The 16,807-nt window shown below is 72.3% G+C and carries 14 protein-coding genes; 10 read left to right on the top strand and 4 right to left on the bottom strand.

Annotated features, from left to right (window positions below):
- The first annotated feature begins 132 nt into the window (after positions 1–132).
- A complete protein-coding gene (locus tag Mam01_RS12510) occupies positions 133–1,755 on the top strand; it encodes an FHA domain-containing protein (RefSeq protein WP_204285527.1) in 1,623 nt (540 codons plus the stop codon).
- Positions 1,756–1,835: 80 nt separating this feature from the next.
- Here Mam01_RS12510 and Mam01_RS12505 read toward each other — a convergent pair whose 3' ends face one another.
- Positions 1,836–2,429: a TetR/AcrR family transcriptional regulator gene (locus Mam01_RS12505; RefSeq protein ID WP_204285526.1), complete on the bottom strand. Its 594-nt coding sequence runs from the start codon at positions 2,427–2,429 to the stop codon at positions 1,836–1,838.
- A 52-nt stretch (positions 2,430–2,481) separates the two neighbouring features.
- Between Mam01_RS12505 and Mam01_RS12500 the strand changes: the two genes are divergently transcribed.
- Together Mam01_RS12500 and Mam01_RS12495 are read left to right on the top strand one after the other, a co-directional pair.
- On the top strand, positions 2,482–3,384 hold the full coding sequence (locus tag Mam01_RS12500; RefSeq protein WP_204285525.1) for a carbohydrate kinase family protein: 903 nt from the start codon (positions 2,482–2,484) through the stop codon (positions 3,382–3,384).
- A 76-nt stretch (positions 3,385–3,460) separates the two neighbouring features.
- A complete protein-coding gene (locus Mam01_RS12495; protein WP_204285524.1) occupies positions 3,461–4,684 on the top strand; it encodes an aminotransferase class III-fold pyridoxal phosphate-dependent enzyme in 1,224 nt (407 codons plus the stop codon).
- 156 nt (positions 4,685–4,840) lie between these two features.
- Here the strand turns inward: Mam01_RS12495 and Mam01_RS12490 are convergent, their stop codons facing one another.
- The gene (locus Mam01_RS12490) at positions 4,841–5,953 is read right to left on the bottom strand and encodes a GNAT family N-acetyltransferase (RefSeq protein WP_204285523.1); all 1,113 of its coding nucleotides are present in this window, start codon (positions 5,951–5,953) and stop codon (positions 4,841–4,843) included.
- Positions 5,954–6,071: 118 nt separating this feature from the next.
- Between Mam01_RS12490 and Mam01_RS12485 the strand changes: the two genes are divergently transcribed.
- The 4 genes from Mam01_RS12485 (at position 6,072) to dop (ending at position 11,910) form a co-directional block, all read left to right on the top strand.
- The gene (locus tag Mam01_RS12485; protein WP_150934746.1) at positions 6,072–6,935 is read left to right on the top strand and encodes a tRNA (adenine-N1)-methyltransferase; all 864 of its coding nucleotides are present in this window, start codon (positions 6,072–6,074) and stop codon (positions 6,933–6,935) included.
- 205 nt (positions 6,936–7,140) lie between these two features.
- Positions 7,141–8,904: a proteasome ATPase gene (arc, locus tag Mam01_RS12480; protein ID WP_117408706.1), complete on the top strand. Its 1,764-nt coding sequence runs from the start codon at positions 7,141–7,143 to the stop codon at positions 8,902–8,904.
- Positions 8,905–9,105: 201 nt separating this feature from the next.
- Positions 9,106–10,317: an acyltransferase family protein gene (locus Mam01_RS12475; RefSeq protein ID WP_204285522.1), complete on the top strand. Its 1,212-nt coding sequence runs from the start codon at positions 9,106–9,108 to the stop codon at positions 10,315–10,317.
- 75 nt (positions 10,318–10,392) lie between these two features.
- Positions 10,393–11,910 carry a depupylase/deamidase Dop gene (dop, locus tag Mam01_RS12470; RefSeq protein WP_150934747.1) on the top strand — a complete coding sequence of 506 codons (1,518 nt, stop codon included), beginning with the start codon at positions 10,393–10,395 and terminating at the stop codon, positions 11,908–11,910.
- 130 nt (positions 11,911–12,040) lie between these two features.
- On the opposite strand, the gene Mam01_RS12465 is transcribed toward dop, so the two are convergent.
- Positions 12,041–12,685 carry a hypothetical protein gene (locus Mam01_RS12465; RefSeq protein ID WP_204285521.1) on the bottom strand — a complete coding sequence of 215 codons (645 nt, stop codon included), beginning with the start codon at positions 12,683–12,685 and terminating at the stop codon, positions 12,041–12,043.
- A 157-nt stretch (positions 12,686–12,842) separates the two neighbouring features.
- Between Mam01_RS12465 and Mam01_RS12460 the strand changes: the two genes are divergently transcribed.
- The 3 genes from Mam01_RS12460 (at position 12,843) to Mam01_RS12450 (ending at position 15,371) form a co-directional block, all read left to right on the top strand.
- Positions 12,843–13,523 (top strand): response regulator transcription factor, encoded by a 681-nt coding sequence (locus Mam01_RS12460; RefSeq protein WP_204285520.1) that lies wholly within the window; start codon positions 12,843–12,845, stop codon positions 13,521–13,523.
- A 118-nt stretch (positions 13,524–13,641) separates the two neighbouring features.
- Positions 13,642–14,946 carry a sensor histidine kinase gene (locus tag Mam01_RS12455; RefSeq protein WP_204285519.1) on the top strand — a complete coding sequence of 435 codons (1,305 nt, stop codon included), beginning with the start codon at positions 13,642–13,644 and terminating at the stop codon, positions 14,944–14,946.
- 35 nt (positions 14,947–14,981) lie between these two features.
- Positions 14,982–15,371 carry a PepSY domain-containing protein gene (locus Mam01_RS12450; RefSeq protein WP_204285518.1) on the top strand — a complete coding sequence of 130 codons (390 nt, stop codon included), beginning with the start codon at positions 14,982–14,984 and terminating at the stop codon, positions 15,369–15,371.
- Between the two features lie 48 nt (positions 15,372–15,419).
- On the opposite strand, the gene Mam01_RS12445 is transcribed toward Mam01_RS12450, so the two are convergent.
- Entirely contained in the window at positions 15,420–16,580 is a 1,161-nt protein-coding gene (locus Mam01_RS12445) for a serine/threonine-protein kinase (protein ID WP_204285517.1), read from the bottom strand.
- Positions 16,581–16,807: the final 227 nt, after the last annotated feature.

Genomic DNA, 16,807 nt, shown 5'->3' with positions numbered 1-16,807 from the left:
GGTCACCCGTACGCGCGCTCCGGCAGGCCGGTTCACCATAGTTTTTGCTACTTTCTGGGGTGATCGATCCGGCACACGGCGTGCCGGCGATGATGCCGGACATCCGGTGGCGTTTCCGGAGGGAGAACTTCTGTGACGGAACAGGGCGTGGGGGTGGTCCGCCCGCTGCCGGGAGAGGGCGTGGTCGCCCATCTGAACGGTTTGCTGCTCGTGTGCGCCACAGGCGCCGACCAGCCGGTCGAGGACCTGCTGAGCGCGATGCACGAGACCGCCACGACGGGCGGGGACGGCCGTGCGCTGGCCCGGCGCGTGGCCCAGGTCCTCGCACGCGCCATGGACCGCTCGACCGGTGAGCCGGTGGCCTGCGCGGTCGCCGGGCCCGCCGGGGGAGGCGTGGCCGTGCTGGTCAGCGGGGCAGCGTACGCGACCGTGTCCGGCCCCGAGGGCGAGGTGCGCCTCGCCGGGCACGACGCGCTGACCTGGACCGACCGCCTCGTCAACGGCCCGGTGTCCACGGTGCTGCTGCGCCTGCCCGGAGCCGGCCCGTCAAGCCCGTACGCCCGGCTGGACGGCGGCGTCGTCACGGGAGCCGGGCTGGAGTGCGACCTGACCCGGCACGGCGACCTCGCCTTCCCGCCGCTGCCCCCGCGCCCGCCGCAGCATCAGTCGCAGCATCAGGGGCAGCACCCGGGGACGCAGCCCCCGCCGGGCGGGGTGCCGGAGCCGATCGGCCCCCGGGGGCCCGTGGTGCCGCCCCCTCCCGTCTCCCCGCCCGCCCAGCCGCCCCTCTCGCCGCCCGTCTCGCCGTTCGGCGGTGGGCCGTTGTCCGGCCCCGGGCCGTCGGGCGAGCACGCGCCGCCCCAGCCGTCTCCGCAGTCGTCCGGGCTGTCGTCCCCGCCCGTCCCCCCGCCTTCCCAGCCGCCGCACGTCTCGCAGCCGCTGCCGCCGGTGCCGTCCGGGCTGTCGGACCCGGCGCCCGCGCACCACTCCGGCCCCCAGCCGGCCCCGCCCTACACCCCGTCCCACTCGGGCCCGCAGCAGCCCCCGGGGCTGCCCGAGCCGCCCGACGACCGCGGCGGGCCCCAGGACGCCCAGGACGGGCCCGCCCAGGACCGGGGAGCCCAGGAGAGGGGCCAGGATCGGGGCGGATCGCCGGACGGGCCGGGCACCGGACCGCTCGGCGGCCTGTTCGACGGGCCCTTCGAGGGGGCGTCGCAGGCCTCCGACGAGGAGCCGGGTGAGGCGACCCAGCTCGACATGGCGCCCGACCCGGAGCAGCGGCCCATGGTCTACGGCGTCGACTGCAAGAACGACCACTTCAACGACCCGCGTGCGCCGTACTGCGCGGTCTGCGGCGTCCCCATCGACCAGCGGGCGGTGGTGCCGTACAAGGGCCCGCGCCCGCCGCTCGGCGCGCTGCTGCTCGACGACGGCATGGCACTGCCGCTGGAGGCCGACTACCTGCTGGGCCGTGACCCGGAGCGGGCTCCCGAGGTGCAGTCGGGCGAGGCCAGGCCGGCCAGGGTCACCAGCCCCGACGGCTCGGTGTCCCGCCGGCACCTGCGGGTGTTCCTGGAGAACTGGGACGTCAACCTGCTCGACCTGGGCTCGGTGAACGGCACGCAGATCCAGCCGCCGGGCGACCCCAACTTCTACGACATCCCGCCGAACGAGCCGGTGTCGATCCTGCCCGGCACGACCGTGCGCATCGGGGTCTCCCGCACCATGCGCTACGAGGCGCACCGGCCCGCCTGACGCCGGCCTGCCGGACCTCTGACGCCGCGTGACGCGGCCGGACCGCCGGGGACCCTGGAGTATGGGCTCCCGGCGGCCGGTCAGCCGTCGCGCAGGCGGTCGATCTCGCGCAGCAACAGCCGCTCCAGCCGGTCGGCGGTGACGTTCGCGGGATACAGCAGCCGGTGCACGCTGAGGCCGTCCACCAGCGCGAGGAGCCGTTCCGCCACGTCCTCCGGGTCCTCGTCCGTACGGATCTCACCCGCCTCGGCGGCGGACCTCAGCAGGCTGGTCACCACGTAGCGAAGCTCGGCGGCCTCCCGCCGCTGCACCTCCAGCAGCGCGGGACTGGTCAGGCTGCGCCCCCAGAAGCCGACTTCGAGCCCGGTCTCCCCGGCGCGCTCGCCGTCGAGAGGGACGTTGTCGAGCAGCAGTTCCCGCAGCGCCGCCAGGCCGGTGAGGCCGGACAGCTTCTCCCGCAGCCGGTCGGCGATGCGCCGGTGGGAGGCCTCCAGCGCCGACAGCAGGATCTCGTCCTTGTCGGCGAAATAGTGCGTGAGCACCCCGTTGGAGTAGCCGGCCTCCTTCGCGATGGCCCGGGTCGTCGCGGCCTCGATGCCGTCGCGGAGGATGATCCGGCGGGCCGCCGCGACGACCTCCTCCCGGCGTTCCTCATGGTTGACGATCTTCGGCATGCTCCCTCACCTCGGTTGACATTTTAGTCGGGCGCCCGTCTATTATCCGCACATGACGGTTGTGACAGTCGGCGTGCAGATCGTCGACGTCCTGGCCCGCCCGGTCGAGTCCATCCCGTCCGGCCAGGACACCCACCTGCTGGAGCAGATCCGCATCACCGCCGCGGGGGCGGCCGCCGGCACGGCCGTGGCCCTCGCCAAGATCGGGGTGCCGGTGGCCACCATGGGCGCCGTCGGCGACGACGAGCTGGGCGACTTCCTCCTGATGATCATGGCGCGCCACGGCGTCGACGTGAGCGGCGTCGTGCGCCGGCCGGGGGAGCAGACCGCCGCCTCCATCCTGCCGATTCGGCCGGACGGGGGACGGCCCTCGTTCCACGTGCCCGGCGCCAACCTGGGCCTCGCGACCGCCGACCTCGACGCCGGTCGCCTGACCGCCGCGAAGCTGGTGCACCTCGGCGGCATGGACGTCACCTGGGGCCTGCACGACCCCGAGTTCTACGCGCTGCTCGGCAAGGCCCGCGAGGGCGGCACGATCGTCACGCTGGACCTGCTGTCGAACCTGCCGGACCTCATGCCCGCCGTACGGGCGTTCCTGCCGCACGTCGACTACCTGCTGCCCAACGAGGAGCAGGCGCTCATGCTCAGCGGCGCCGCCACCCCGGAGGAGGCCGCCGCCGCGCTGCTCGGCGAGGGCCCGAAGGGCGTGATCGTCACGCGGGGGAGCGAGGGAAGCCTGGTGGCCACCGCCGGCGGCGTCACGGCCGTCCCCGCGCTGGACGTGCCCGTGGTCGACACCACGGGCTGCGGCGACGCGTACTGCGCCGGGTTCGCCGCCGGCCTGCTGCGCGGCCGGGACGTGCTCGGCGCCGCCCGCCTCGGCACGGCCGCCGCCGCGCGGGTCGCGGGCGGGCTCGGCTCCGACGCCGGCCTGGACGGCCCCCTCGACGACTGAGGTCCCTCTTCTTCCGGTCCCCCTCCGGTCTCTGCCTCTTCGGTTCCCCTTCCTCCGAAACCCCGGGAGTCCGCCCATGTCCGTCGACGCGTCCCTGCGGGCCCGTGCCGCGAAGGTCATCCCCGGTGGCATGTACGGCCACCTCAACGCGGTCCTGCACGGAGACCGCTATCCCCAGTTCTTCGTCCGGGCCGAGGGCGCCCGTCAGTGGGACGCCGACGGCCGCGAGTACGTCGACCTGATGTGCAGCTGGGGCCCGATGATCGTCGGCCACCGCGAGCCGCGGGTCGAGGCCGCCGCCGCGGCGCAGCAGGCGTCGGGCGACTGCCTCAACGGCCCCGGGCCGGTCATGGTCGAGCTGGCCGAGCTGCTGGTCGACCTGATCCCGTCCGCGGACTGGGCCATGTTCTCCAAGAACGGCACCGACGCCACCACGCAGGCCCTGATGGTCGCCAGGGCCGCCACGGGCCGGACCAAGGTCCTCGTCGCCCACGGCGCCTACCACGGCGCCGACCCCTGGTGCACGCCCGGCCTGTCGGGGGTCACCCCCAACCAGCGGGCGGACACGGTCGAGTTCACCTACAACGACCTCGCGAGCGCCGAGGCCGCGGCGGCGGAGGCGGACGGCGACGTCGCCGCGATCCTCGTCACCCCCTTCAAACACGACTCGTTCGAGGACCAGGAGCCCGCCGACGCGGAGTTCGCCCGGGGCGTGCGGGCGCTGGCCGACCGCCTCGGCGCGGCGCTGGTGATCGACGACGTGCGGGCCGGGTGGCGGCTGGACCTGCGCGGCTCGTGGGAGCCGCTCGGCGTGCGCCCCGACCTCACGGCCTGGAGCAAGGCGATGGCCAACGGCTTCCCCATCGCCGCGCTCACCGGCGCCGACGCACTGCGGGGGGCGGCCCAGTCGCTGTACTCGACCGGCTCGTTCTGGTTCTCCGCGACCGCGATGGCCGCCGCCAAGGCGACGATCGAGATCCTGCGGGAGAGCGACGGGCCCGGGCTCATGCACCGGGCGGGGACCCGGCTGCGCGAGGGGCTTGCCGCCCAGGCCGCCGCGCACGGCTTCGTGGTGCGGCAGACCGGCCCGGTGCAGGTGCCGTGGCTGTCCTTCGAGGGCGACGACACGCTGGAGAAGGGCATCCACTGGGCCGGGGCCTGTCTGGAGGAAGGCGTCTATCTGCATCCCTGGCACAACTGGTTCCTGTCGGCCGCCCACACCGACGAGGAGATCGACCGCGCGCTCCAGGGGACCGACGCCGCCTTCGCCAAGCTGCGGGCCGCGTACGGCGCCGACTGAGGACCTGGCCGTCATCGGCGGGCCGTGACGCCCCTGCGGGCGTGGCGGGCCGCGAACACACCGCGCCCGGGCGCCGGGTTCCGGGCGGCACCCGGGCGCGGTGCGGCCCGTTCCGCGATCCTTCCCGAGCCCGGTCTCCCGACGTCCGGGAACGGCTCAGTCGCGCGTACGGGCCCACTGGAGGTCGTCGACGCGGGTGCCCCCGGGGCCGGGCAGCAGTCCGCGTACGAGATGCTCACGGGTGAAGCCGGCCCGCTCCAGCACCCGATGCGACGCCGTGTTGCCGGTCTTGGTGCCGGCCACGATCCTGCGCAGCGGCGTGTGCCCGAACGCCCAGTCGGTCAGCAGCGTCACGGCCCGCGTCACCAGGCCGCGCCCGCGGAAGGCGGGGAGCAGGCTGTAGCCGAGCATGGCCTGCCCGAGGGGCGGGACGACGCCGGTCAGCTGGATGTCCCCGGCGAACTCTCCGGTGCGGGCGTCCCTGATGGCGACGTCCAGCCGCTGCCCGGTCAGCCATCGATGGCCCGCGTACCGGCAGATGAGCTCGCTGACGGCGTACTCGGCCCGGGCGAGCGACACGTGCGAGTCCATCACGTCGGGCACGGACGCCAGGGCGAAGAGATCGCCGGCGTCGGCCGCGGTGAGCGGCGTGAGCCGCGCCACGCCGTCGGTGAGCGAGCCGCCGGGGAACCCTCCGGGAAAGAACGGCAGGAAGGGCGTGATCGGATCGCCGGGGTCGGTGCTCACCCGCCCGAACGCGGCGATGTCGGCGTGGCCGCGGCCCCAGGGAGCGCCGGCCCCGCGCAGCACGCCCTCGTAGGCGAAGCCGGAGCGCAGGGCGACCTGCTGGCTCGCGACGTTCTCCACATTGGCGAGCAGCGCGATCCGGGAGACGCCCAGGGCGAAGGCCCGCTCCGCGAGCGTCCGCACGGCGGCCGTGGCGACACCGCGCCCCCGGGCCCACGGCGCCAGCCAGTAGCCCACCTCCGAGGCGCCGAAGCGGTCCGGCGGCTGGAGTCCCGCGGTGCCGAGGACCTCGTCCGTCCCGGGATCGGCGACGACGAAGCCGGCGCCGCCGTTCTCCCACATCGCGGGCAGGGTCTTGGTGATCCACGTCAGCGCGTCGTCCCAGGTGTACGGCGAGGGTATGAACGGGATGAACCGCGCGATCTCGGGGTCGGAGCAGGCACGGGCGATCTGGTCGGCGTCCCCCTCGGTTGGCAGGCGCAGGACGACCGGACCGGCGGGGATGGCCTCTTGGGGCAACATGTCCCATTGTTACCAGCGGTGTCCCCGCCACGGCCAGGCGTTTTCCGCCACCAGAGACACCCGGGGCCACCGCTCCACATGGGCAAACCTCGACGGTCGCGGCACTAGCCTTTTCCGCATGGGTTTTCGCAGGCACGGTCCGTTCCGGGCTGGAGATCAGGTTCAGCTCACCGACCCCAAGAACAAGCGGCACACGGTGACGCTCAAAGAGGGCGGCGTCTTCCACACGCACAAGGGGTCGATCCCGCACGACGACCTGATCGGGCAGCCCGAGGGGTCCGTGGTGCGGTCCTCCGGCGGCACGTCCTACCTGGCGTTCCGGCACCTGCTGGCCGACTACGCGGTCTCGATGCCGCGCGGCGCGGCGGTGGTCTACCCGAAGGACGCGGCGCAGATCGTGGCCATGGCCGACATCTTCCCCGGCGCGCGGGTCGTCGAGGCCGGCGTGGGATCGGGCGCGCTCACCTGCTTCCTGCTGCGGGCGGCCGGGCCGGAGGGGAAGGTCACCTCCTACGAGCGGCGCGCGGACTTCGCCGAGGTGGCCACCAAGAACGTGGAGAAGTTCTTCGGCGGCCCGCAGGGACAGTGGCGCCTGGTGGTCGGCGACTTCGTCGACGCGCTCGACGAGACCGACGTGGACCGCGTCGTCCTCGACATGCTCGCTCCCTGGGAGTGCGTGGACGCGGCGGCGAAATCCCTCACACCCGGGGGAGTTATCTGCTGCTATGTTGCGACAACGACCCAGTTGTCCAGGACGGTGGAGGCCCTGCGAGAGCACGGGAGTTTCACCGAGCCCCACGCGTGGGAGACCCTGGTTCGCGACTGGCATGTCGAGGGTCTCGCGGTCCGGCCGGACCATCGGATGGTCGGCCACACGGGTTTCCTCGTCATGGCCCGTCGCATGGCGGACGGCGTCACGCCCCCGCCGCGGCGCAGGCGTCCCGCCAAGGGGGCGTACGGAGAGGGGACCGAACAAGTGTGACGATTCGGCCACATCCCGGCAAAGCCCCGTGACACGGGAGCATTCGGATGCGTTGCTAATGCTGATCCGAAGATTCGGTCCATAAGGCATCAAACGCCGAACACCCAACGTAACTACACGAACACTGCCCGGCCAGGTTACGTACAGCGCCAAGATAGGTAGGGTCTTGAGTAGTCGTTCTCGACGGGGAAGGAGGTGACGGGGCGTGGCAGCTCGCGACGACGCTGAGGCTCGAGCCGCGCAGCGCGAACGGGAGGTCGCCGATCTCACAACACAGGTCTCCTTCCTGCAGGAGGAGATCACCGCGTTGCGCCGGAAGCTGGCCGAGTCTCCCCGGCAGGCCAGGGTCATCGAGGAGCGCCTTCATGAGGCGCAGGCACAGGTGGCCGCTCTCACCAGCCAGAACGAGCGTCTGGTCGCCACTCTCAAAGAGGCCAGGGACCAGATCGTCGCCCTGAAGGAGGAGGTCGACCGGCTGGCGCAGCCGCCGTCCGGTTTCGGCGTCTTCCTGGAGGCCAGGGACGACGGCACGATCGAGGTGTTCACCGGCGGGCGCAAGCTCCGGGTGAACGTCAGTCCGGCCGTCGACGCCGACTCGCTCAAGCGTGGCCAGGAGGTCATGCTGAACGAGGCGCTCAACGTCGTCGAGGCCCTCGGATACGAGGACGTCGGCGAGATCGTCATGCTCAAGGAGTTGCTGGAGAGCGGCGACCGAGCGCTGGTCATCTCCCACGCGGACGAGGAGCGGGTCGTCAAGCTCGCCCACTCGCTGCTGGACCAGCCGCTGCGCGCCGGTGACTCCCTGCTTCTCGAACCCCGTTCCAACTACGTCTACGAGCGCATCCCCAAGTCGGAGGTGGAGGAGCTCGTCCTGGAGGAGGTCCCCGACATCTCCTACGAGGAGATCGGCGGCCTCAGCCGGCAGATCGAGCAGATCAGGGACGCCATCGAGCTGCCCTACCTGCACGCCGACCTGTTCCGCGAGCACCAGCTGCGCCCGCCGAAGGGCGTGCTCCTGTACGGCCCGCCCGGCTGCGGCAAGACGCTGATCGCCAAGGCGGTGGCCAACTCCCTGGCCAAGCAGGTCGCGGAGAAGACCGGTCAGTCCGGCAAGAGCTTCTTCCTCAACATCAAGGGCCCCGAGCTCCTCAACAAGTACGTCGGTGAGACCGAGCGGCACATCCGCCTGGTGTTCCAGCGGGCCAGGGAGAAGGCCTCCGAGGGCACCCCGGTGATCGTGTTCTTCGACGAGATGGACTCGATCTTCCGGACCCGCGGCTCCGGCGTCTCCTCCGACGTCGAGAACACCATCGTCCCCCAGCTCCTGTCGGAGATCGACGGTGTCGAGGGCCTGGAGAACGTCATCGTCATCGGCGCCTCCAACCGCGAGGACATGATCGACCCGGCGATCCTGCGGCCCGGCCGCCTGGACGTCAAGATCAAGATCGAGCGGCCGGACGCCGAGGCGGCCAAGGACATCTTCTCGAAGTACCTGGTCAGCGAGCTTCCGCTGCACCCGGAGGATCTGAGCGAGCACGGCGACAGCCGTGAGGGCACGATCGCCGGGATGATCCAGCGGACCGTCGAGCGGATGTACGCCGAGAGCGAGGAGAACCGCTTCCTCGAGGTGACCTACGCCAACGGCGACAAGGAAGTCCTCTACTTCAAGGACTTCAACTCCGGCGCGATGATCCAGAACATCGTCGACCGGGGCAAGAAGATGGCCATCAAGGAGTTCCTCGACACCGGGCAGAAGGGCCTGCGGATCTCCCACCTGCTGGCCGCCTGCGTGGACGAGTTCTCCGAGAACGAGGACCTGCCCAACACCACCAACCCCGACGACTGGGCCCGCATCTCCGGCAAGAAGGGCGAGCGGATCGTCTACATCCGCACGCTCGTGCAGGGCAAGCAGGGCACCGAGGCCGGCCGTTCGATCGACACGGTCGCCAACACCGGTCAGTACCTGTAGGACCCGTAGGAGGCATCGTCGGCCCTGACGGGCCGACGGCGAGGAGCGGCGCGATCCCGTATCGCGCCGCTCCTCCGGTTTTCCGGGTCGTCCGGAGATCGCGGATCACGTGTCGATCTCGGAGGGAACCGGAACGGCATGTGATCACGTCAAAGGTGGCGTGATCTTTCTTGGCGCGCGCGGGTGGGCCCTGTGAGGCCTGTGCGACATTCCGTTCCCCCTGCGGGCGCGCCGGACGCGCCCGGCGACGGCCGGGGCGAGAGGGGCCGGCGCCTCGTCGAACTCGACGTCCTGCGCTTCGTCGCCGCGTTCGCCGTCATGTCCTTCCACTACATGGCGGCCAGCAGATCCCTGTGGGACGAGTTTCCGACGAAGCTGTTCGCGCCGGTCGCCCGCCTCACCACGCTGGGCATCCTCGGCGTCGAGTTGTTCTTCCTCATCAGCGGGTTCGTCATCCTGATGAGCGTGTGGGGTCACACGGTCGGCGAGTTCGCCGTGTCCCGGGTCTCCCGGCTGTATCCGGCGTACTGGTTCGCCGTGATCGTGATCTTCATCCTGTACCGCTTCAGCGGCGTCTCCGGGTTCGATCCCAAGCTCAGCACGGGGGAGTACCTGCTCAACCTGACCATGCTGCAGGGGGCGTTCGACGTCGGGCACGCCGGTGGCGTCTTCTGGTCGCTCTGGGTGGAGCTGCGGTTCTACGTCCTCCTGGCGCTGTTCTCCCTCGTGGGGATCACGCTGCGGCGCTGCCTGGTGTTCCTGGCGGCCTGGGCCGGCCTGGCCCTGCTCGCCGAGGTCACCCAGAACGACGTGCTGGTCTTCGTCTTCATGCCGCGGCAGGCGCCGTACTTCATCGCGGGCATGGCCTTCTTCCTGATCCACCGCTTCGGGGCGCGGTCGGCCGCCCTCATGCCGTGGCTGCTCGTGGCGGTGGGCTACGGGATGTCCCTGCACGCCGCCACGGAGCGCGTGGGGGAGCGGGTGCGCCTGATCGGCATCGCCCGCTACCCGGCGCCGCCCGAGGCCGTCATCGTCGCGATCACGGTCGTCTACCTCCTGATGGCCGCGGTCGCCCTCGGCTGGTTGCGGTGGCTGCGGTGGCGTCCCCTCGTCACCGTGGGGGCCCTCACGTATCCGCTCTATCTGCTGCACCAGACGATCTCCGCCGTCCTGATCCCGGCGTACCGGGACGTGCTGGATCCGTGGCTGCTGACGGGGATCACGATGGCGGTCTCGATCGCGCTCGCGTACGCGGTCTACCGGCTGGTCGACCGGCCCGGCCAGCGGTGGCTCCGGTCCAGGCTGGGGGCCCTGCTCGACCGCTCGCGCGGGTCCCGCCGGCGCGGCCGGGGCACCCCTTCCCGGACGGTGCCGCCGATTCCGGCGCAAAGTCCCGAGGCATCTGTGCCGTAACTGTTCGGTAGCAGGGCATAGAGAAAGGGCTAGGCTCGGATATGACGACGACGGCCTGACACGGGCGGGGTGGGAATGACGGTTCGGCGGGTGATGGGCATCGAGACCGAGTACGGCATCGCCGTGCCCGGTCAACCGGGGGCGAACGCGATGGTGACCTCCTCACAGGTCGTCAACGCGTACCTGGCGGCATCGGCCGCCCGCGCCCGCCGGGCCCGATGGGACTTCGAGGAGGAGAACCCGCTCCGCGACGCCCGGGGATTCGATCTCGCCCGTGAGGTGGCCGACCAGAGCCAGCTCACCGACGAGGACCTCGGGCTCGCCAACGTGATTCTCACCAACGGCGCGCGTCTGTACGTCGACCACGCCCATCCGGAGTATTCGACGCCCGAGTGCACCAACCCCAGGGCGGCGGTCATCTGGGACAAGGCGGGCGAGCGGGTGATGTACGACGCGGCGGTCCGGGCGTCGGCCGTCCCCGGCAACGCCCCCATCCAGCTCTACAAGAACAACACCGACGCCAAGGGCGCGTCGTACGGGTGCCATGAGAACTACCTCATGCGCCGGGCCACGCCGTTCGCGGACATCGTCCGGCACCTGACCCCGTTCTTCGTGTCCCGGCAGGTCATCTGTGGCGCGGGGAAGGTCGGCATCGGCCAGGACTCGCGCGGCGACGGCTTCCAGATCAGCCAGCGCGCCGACTTCTTCGAGGTCGAGGTCGGGCTGGAGACGACGCTCAAGCGGCCGATCATCAACACCCGGGACGAGCCGCACGCCGACCCGGAGAAGTACCGTCGCCTGCACGTGATCATTGGCGACGCCAATATGTCGGAAATTTCGACATATTTGAAGCTTGGTACGACGGCCCTGGTCCTGGCGATGATCGAGGAGGGGTTCCTCACCATCGACCTGGCGCCGGAGTCGCCGGTCGCCGCGCTGCGCGCGGTGTCCCACGACCCGACCTGCAAGTACGAGATCGCGCTGCGCAACGGGCGGAAGATGACCGCCGTGCAGCTGCAGATGGAATACCTGGAGCAGGCCCGCAAGTACGTCGAGGACCGGTTCGGCTCGGGCGTGGACGACCTCACCAAGGACGTGCTCAACCGCTGGGAGTCGGTGCTCACCCGGCTGGCCGAGGACCCGATGCAGCTCTCCCGGGAGCTCGACTGGGTGGCCAAGCTGGAGATCCTGGAGGGCTACCGCACCCGCGACAACCTGCCGTGGTCGCACCCTCGCCTGCAGCTGGTGGACCTGCAGTACTCCGACATCCGTCCCGACCGCGGGCTGTACAACCGCCTGGTCGCCCGGGGCCGGATGCAGCGCCTGGTGACCGACGAGGACGTCGACCGCGCGGTCGAGACGCCGCCGACCGACACGCGGGCCTACTTCCGGGGCCGGTGCCTGCGTCAGTACAGCGAGTCGGTCGCCGCGGCCTCCTGGGACTCGGTGATATTCGACATCCCCGGCCGCGAGTCGCTCCAGCGCGTGCCGACCTTGGAGCCGCTGCGCGGCACCAAGGCGCACGTGGGCGACCTGCTCGACCGGTGCCGCACCGCGGCCGACCTCGTCGCCGCCCTCACCGGCGAGGCCTGACGCGCCACCGGCTGAGGCCCGGCGGCTCCGACCGCCGCGAATGCGGTGGTCGGGCGACCGCTCAGCCATGCCGGGAATGCCGGGAGAACGTGGATCAGGCGGGCCGGTCGTGCGGGGTCGCCGTGACAGGTCAGCCGTGCCGGGAGATCCGCGGGGTGGGCACGCCGCCGGCGCAGCGCACCTCGATCTCCAGCTTGCCCTCGTCCGACTCGAACCTCACGCGGGCGCGGTCGTCCGGGCCCGGGTCGACGTCGTCGACCCGGAACCCCTGGGCGGGGGTCCATGACTGGAGGCGCGCCAGCCCGCCGTCACAGCGGGCGATGACGCTGCCCGCGCCCGTGGAGATCAGCTTGCGTGCCGCCGCCGGCTCCGCGCCGCGCGTACGGGTGGCGGGTGCCCGGGTGTCCGGCGTACGGGTGTCCGGCGTACGGGTGTCCGGCGTGCGGGTGTCCGGCGTGCGGGTGCCGGGGGACCGCGCCGCACCGGACGCCTCCGGCGGCGCCGCCGCGGACGCCTCGCCCTGCCCGCCCGAGGAGTCGGCCGTGGAGCCGTCCGAGGAGTCGTCGGTGGAGCCGCCGGGGGCCAGGGCGCCGGACGCGTCCGGGAGAGGGGTGGCCCGGGCGAGCGCGAGGCGGATCTCCTCGGCGGCCATCGGCCGCTCCGCCGGGCCGGCCGGCGGCCGTCCGAGCAGGCCCAGCACCGCGACGCCCGCGCCGGTGGCGAGCGCGGCGGCCAGAAGCCATCCGGCGACGGCGAGTACGAGACGGCTGTGCACGCCGCCACTCTCCCACCGCGAACGCTAAGGGCTCGCTAAGGTCCGGATAACGGACTCATGCCGCTTCCGCTCCGGCAACGCCGGACGCTAAGGGATCGCTAAGACCCGGATAACGGACTTATGTCGCATCGGATCCGGCGGATACCGTAACGGGCAAATGCCAAGCGTGCTCCTCGTCGAAGACGACGCCCCCATCCGCACCTCCCTCACCCGGGGCCTGCGTGATCGCGACCATGCCGTCTCCTCCGCCTCCACCGCCCTCGACGGCCTCCGGTCGGCCGTGGAGGACCGCCCCGACCTCATCGTGCTCGATCTCGGCCTGCCCGACATGGACGGCGCCGACCTGTTACGCATGCTCCGCGCCGTGAGCCGTGTCCCGGTCATCGTGGCCACCGCCAGGGACGGGGAGGCGGACATGGTCCGCCTGCTCGACGCCGGCGCCGACGACTATGTGGTCAAGCCGTACAGCGCCGCGCAGCTCGACGCCCGCATCCGCGCGGTGCTGCGCCGGGTGGACACCGGCCGTACGGACACCTCGCTGACGGTCGGGACGCTGCGGGTGGACCCCGCGACGCGCGAGGCCACGCTGGACGGTGCGGCGCTGGACCTGACGCCGCGCGAGTTCGACCTGCTGCACTATCTGGCGGCACGGGCCGGGCAGGTCGTCACCAAGCGTGAGCTGCTCACCGAGGTCTGGCGGATCCCCTACGGAGGCACGGACAAGACGGTCGACGTCCACCTCTCCTGGCTCCGCCGCAAGCTGGGCGAGACCGCCCAGGAACCGCGCTACCTCCACACCGTGCGAGGCGTGGGCGTACGCCTCGCCGCCCCCTCATGACCGGTCCGGCAACCGGCTCGGGGAGCGGCCTACCGATCGGCCCGGCGACCCGCCTCGTGACCCACGTGGTGATCGGCCCTGACCGAGGGCTGGCGACAGCCGTCCGCCGGAGCGGGCGATGAGGCGCTGGCTCGCGGCCCTCGTGGCGGCGACCACGTCGCTCGTCCTGGTGTCGCTGCTGGTGCCGCTCGCCCTGCTGGTGCGGTCGGTGGCACGGAGCGAGGCGATCGGCTCCGCGACCCGGGCGGCGGAGTCGGTCGCGGTGGCCGTCGGCGCGGTGGACGAGGACACGCTGCGGTTGACCGCCGAGCAGGCGGGCGCGTCGAGTGGCCACCCGGTCACCGTGTTCCTCGCGGACGGCCGGGTGCTCGGGGCTCCCGCCGCCCGCACCCCCGCTGTGGAACTCGCCGCCCGGGGGCGCAGTCTCACCGCGTCGGCGCCGGGCGGGCGGGAGATCCTGGTGGCGGTGCAGGGCGCGCCAGGCGGCACCGCCGTCATCCGCGCCTTCCTCGCCGACGAGGACCTCGACGAGGGCGTCCACCGGACGTGGCTCGCGCTGCTGGTCCTCGGGATCGTCCTCGTCGGCGTGGGGATGCTGGTGGCCGACCGGCTCGCGCGTGCGATCGTCGGGCCGACCACGGCCCTCGCCGAGGTCTCCCATCACCTCGCCACGGGCGACCTGACGGCCAGGGCGCGCCCCCAGGGCCCGCCTGAGGTGCGTACGGCGGGTCTCGCGCTGAACCACCTCGCGGAGCGGATCTCCGACCTGCTCGCCGAGGAGCGCGAGATGGTCGCCGACGTCTCCCACCGGCTGCGCACCCCCCTGACCGGCCTGCGGCTGGAGGCGGAGTCGCTGTCGGACCCCGGGGAGGCGGCGAGGATCGAGGCCCGCGTGGACGCGCTGGAGCGGGCGGTGACAGTCGTGATCAACGACGTCCGCCGTCGTTCCCGGGAGCGGGCCTCCTGCGACGCCGTCCCGGTGGTGCGCTACCGGGTGGCGTTCTGGTCGGTGCTCGCCGAGGACCAGTCGAGGACCGTCACGCTCGACCTGGCGGCCGGCCCGCTGCGGGTGGCGGCCTCCGCGGACGATCTCGCCGCCTGTGTGGACGCGCTGGTGGGCAACGTCTTCGCCCACACCCCGGACGGCGCGTCGTTCCGGGTCCGCCTGGCCGCCCGGGGGATGACCGGCTCGGACGGGGACGGCACGGACGGCCGGGGCGGCGGGGTCCTGCTGACGGTGTCGGACGCCGGGCCGGGCTTCGGCCCCGGTGACCCGTCACGGCGCGGGGAGAGCGGAGCCGGGTCGACCGGCCTCGGCCTCGACATCGCCCGCCGCGTGGCGGAGCAGTCGGGGGGCCGCCTGACTCTTGGAGACTCCGATCTGGGCGGCGCGGAGGTGCGCCTCCTTTTAGGGATCGCTTAGCGCGGCTCTAGCGTGATCGCTGCGACGGTGGGGTCATGAGGAAGACAACGAGCATCGCCATCGCAGCCGCCGCCACCATCGCCGCCCTGGCCGCCGGGGGAACGGCGGTCGCCTCGGCCTCCGCCCCGGTCCAGGCGCCTACTTCCGTCCAGGCCGCCCCTGTTCAGGCGCGCGCCCACACCCCGGCCGTGTCCTCCGCGACCCCGGCACGTTCGGCCGTCTCCAGATCCGGGTTCACCCGGCGGGAGGCGATCGTCATCGCGAAGAGGCGGGTGCCCGGCGCGCGGGTGACCAAGGTCGAGCGGGAGTGGGAGCACGGCCACCGCACCTGGAAGGTCGAGCTGCGCAGGGGCCACCGGGAGTATCGGGTCTACGTCTCGATCGCCACCGGACGGATCGTCAAGTTCCGCAGCCACCACAGCTGACCGAGCAGGTGGATTCCGGCCACCCCCGGACGGCCTGGACGACAGGCGTCATAGAGGGGCGGCCGGCGGGCGCGGGCCGTCCGGGTGACCTCCACCGAGATTCGGGGGATAGCCCGGACCGCCCGGACTACCCGAACCGCCCGGACTACCCGAACCGCCCAGACCGCTCGGACTGCCCGGACTGCCCGGACCGGCGTGACGGCGTGGACGGCTTGGGGGCGCGGGCCAGCGCGGGGCGCTCCCACGCTGGCGGCTCTCGCCGTACGAGGACCCGGTGGTCAGCTCTGGCTGCCGCGGGGGCGCGCCGATAGCGGGGGAGTGCCCGTACGGGTTCGTCCGGGCGCGGCTGGGCAGTTCGCCGGAGGTCCGGCCCGGCGCCGCGGCGGGGATGCCCTGCCGCCCCAGCATCTCCACGAGCATGTCCATGGCCTGCCCGATCGTGAACCGTTCCAGCGGGTCGCGTCGCAGCAGGCCCTCGATCAACGGCCGCAGCGGGCCCGCACGGCGCGGCGGGTCCGGCTCGCGGCCGGACATCATCCCGGCCGACAGCGGGCCCATGCTCGGGTACGGCGGCCTGCCCTCCACACCGCAGTACAGCGTGGCGCCGAACGACCACAGGTCGGCGGAGGGGGTGAGGGCCTCGCCCCGGAGGCGCTCGGGCGCGAGATAGGCCCCCGACCGCGTCACCGGCACCGTCGTCGGTCCCGTCGGGTCCCGGTCGAAGGCGGCGATGCCGAAGTCGGTCAGCACCACCCGGTCCTCGGTCAGCGTCACGTTGCCCGGCCGGATGTCCCCGTGGACCACGCCCATCGCGTGCGCGTGCCGTACGCCCGAGAGAAGCTGGAAACCGACCCAGGTGGCCCAGTGGACCGGCAGCCGCCCGAGATGCCGCACGGTGTCCCCGAGCGTGAGCCCCTGGAGCAGCTCGGTGACGATCCAGAGCCGGCCCTTGTCCTCCAGGAGGTCGTGCACGGTGATCACGGCCGGATGGCTCAGCCGGGCCGCCGAGCGGGCCTCCCGCAACGCCTGCCTGCGGGCGGCGGGCAGGTCCGCCACGTCCACACGGTACGGCGGCTGCACTTCCTTGATCGCGACATCGCGCTTGAGGCGAAGATCATGGGCCTGCCACATGATCCCTCCGCCGTCCCGCCGGAAGGGCGTCAGCAGCTTGTACCGATCCGCCAGCAGTTGCCGTGCGTGCGATGCCATCGACCACCCGTGCGCTAGAGCCAGCCCAGATCCGTGATCCCCCATTGTCGTCCCGCGGGTGGGGGTACGACGCCGAAAGGCGGCCACGAAGAGTGTGACGTCGATAACGATCCGATGTAGAGAAGGCCCGCGCCGAGGGCCGGCACGCCCGCCGCGGACACCGTTCCAAAGATCGCGTGCCCCGGCGCGCGCATTGTCGGTCGGTTCGGGGAAGATATGGGGAGAGG

Source organism: Microbispora amethystogenes, assembly GCF_016863015.1.
GTDB classification, from domain to species: domain Bacteria; phylum Actinomycetota; class Actinomycetes; order Streptosporangiales; family Streptosporangiaceae; genus Microbispora; species Microbispora amethystogenes.
The sequence above is the reverse complement of the archived record's forward strand: the minus strand, read 5'-3'. Positions and strand labels throughout refer to the sequence as shown.

Coding starts and splice junctions, on each gene's coding strand:
- dop (WP_150934747.1), top strand. CDS start 10,393: ATGACGGTTCGGCGGGTGATGGGCATCGAGACCGAGTACGGCATCGCC.
- Mam01_RS12495 (WP_204285524.1), top strand. CDS start 3,461: ATGTCCGTCGACGCGTCCCTGCGGGCCCGTGCCGCGAAGGTCATCCCC.
- Mam01_RS12485 (WP_150934746.1), top strand. CDS start 6,072: ATGGGTTTTCGCAGGCACGGTCCGTTCCGGGCTGGAGATCAGGTTCAG.
- Mam01_RS12460 (WP_204285520.1), top strand. CDS start 12,843: ATGCCAAGCGTGCTCCTCGTCGAAGACGACGCCCCCATCCGCACCTCC.
- Mam01_RS12505 (WP_204285526.1), bottom strand. CDS start 2,429: ATGCCGAAGATCGTCAACCATGAGGAACGCCGGGAGGAGGTCGTCGCG.
- Mam01_RS12445 (WP_204285517.1), bottom strand. CDS start 16,580: ATGGCATCGCACGCACGGCAACTGCTGGCGGATCGGTACAAGCTGCTG.
- Mam01_RS12450 (WP_204285518.1), top strand. CDS start 14,982: ATGAGGAAGACAACGAGCATCGCCATCGCAGCCGCCGCCACCATCGCC.
- Mam01_RS12490 (WP_204285523.1), bottom strand. CDS start 5,953: ATGTTGCCCCAAGAGGCCATCCCCGCCGGTCCGGTCGTCCTGCGCCTG.
- Mam01_RS12500 (WP_204285525.1), top strand. CDS start 2,482: ATGACGGTTGTGACAGTCGGCGTGCAGATCGTCGACGTCCTGGCCCGC.
- Mam01_RS12455 (WP_204285519.1), top strand. CDS start 13,642: ATGAGGCGCTGGCTCGCGGCCCTCGTGGCGGCGACCACGTCGCTCGTC.